Genomic DNA, 1119 nt, shown 5'->3' with positions numbered 1-1119 from the left:
ACGATCAGGTTTTGAGTATGTTCGATGCTGTTGATCACATCGTCGCCCGCTACCGTATCGACGCGCAGGCCCGGCAGGCTGGCGTCTATAACGATTTCACGCTCGCCCGTTCCCGTGTTGCCGTGGCCGTTGGTCACAGTCGCAGACACCGTCAGGTCGCCGTTGCCCAGCGCCGTCAGGACGGATTCCGGCACGTTCACGGACCAGGTCAGATCGCTCTGCACTGTTGCGGTGTAGGTGTTGCCGCCAATGGTCACAGTGACGGTATTGCCCGCCTCCGCGTTCGCGACCTTGCCGCTGAGGGTCTGGCCCGCGGCCACTTCCGCCGCGTTGATGACGTTATCGCCCGCCACGGTGTTGATGGTGACCGTTGGCAGCGCGGTGTCCACCAGCAGGTTCGCGGTGTTGCTCACGCTGTTGCCCACGCCGTTGGTGGCGGTCGCATTCAGGGTGTAATTCGCTTCGCCCAGACCCGCCAGATCTGCTGCCGGAACCGTCAGGCTCCAGGTGCCGTCTGCCGCCGTCGTCGCCGTGTAGTTTTTGCCGTTCAGGGTCACGGTCACCACGGTGCCTTCCGCCAGGTTGGCGCTGGTGCCGCTCACGCGCAGATCCTGACCTTTTTCCACCGCGTTCAGCACGTTATCGTCGCTGATGGCGTTGAAGCTGACCGATGGCAGACCGGTATCGACGGTCACGTTATGGCTGCCGGTGCCGGTGTTGCCCGCCGCGTCGGTGACGGACGCCGTGACGGTCACGGTGCCGTCGCTGAGGCCGGAAATCACGCTCGCCGGGACGCCCACGCTCCAGTTCCCCGCCGCGTCCAGCACGGTGGTGTACGTCTGGCCGCCGATGGTGACGGTCACCTTATCGCCCGCGGCCGCGCCGGTGGCGGTGCCGCTGATAACGTGTGCCTGACTGTGTTCAGCCACGTTAATCACATCGTCACCCGCGATGGTGTTGATAGTGACCGCAGGAACGGTCACATCCACCGTCAGGTTGTGGTCCACGGACGCCGGGTTACCCGCCTTGTCGCTGACCGATGCGGTCACGGTGACGCTGCCGTCGGTTAATCCTGCCAGATCGGCCGCCGGAACGTTCAGCGTCCAGCTGCCGTCCGCG

1 protein-coding gene is annotated in these 1119 nt (G+C 64.8%); it reads right to left on the bottom strand.

The genetic code is table 11. The features are described from left to right. Nucleotides 1–1119, bottom strand: a 1119-nt coding sequence (locus tag HMPREF3143_RS26370) for an Ig-like domain-containing protein (RefSeq protein ID WP_254668445.1), incomplete at both ends; no start/stop codon positions are given.

It is taken from the genome of Enterobacter sp. HMSC16D10 (assembly GCF_001807145.1).
Classification (GTDB): Bacteria; Pseudomonadota; Gammaproteobacteria; order Enterobacterales; family Enterobacteriaceae; genus Enterobacter; species Enterobacter roggenkampii.
Note: the sequence above shows the minus strand (reverse complement) of the source record. Positions and strands in the feature narration are given on the sequence as shown.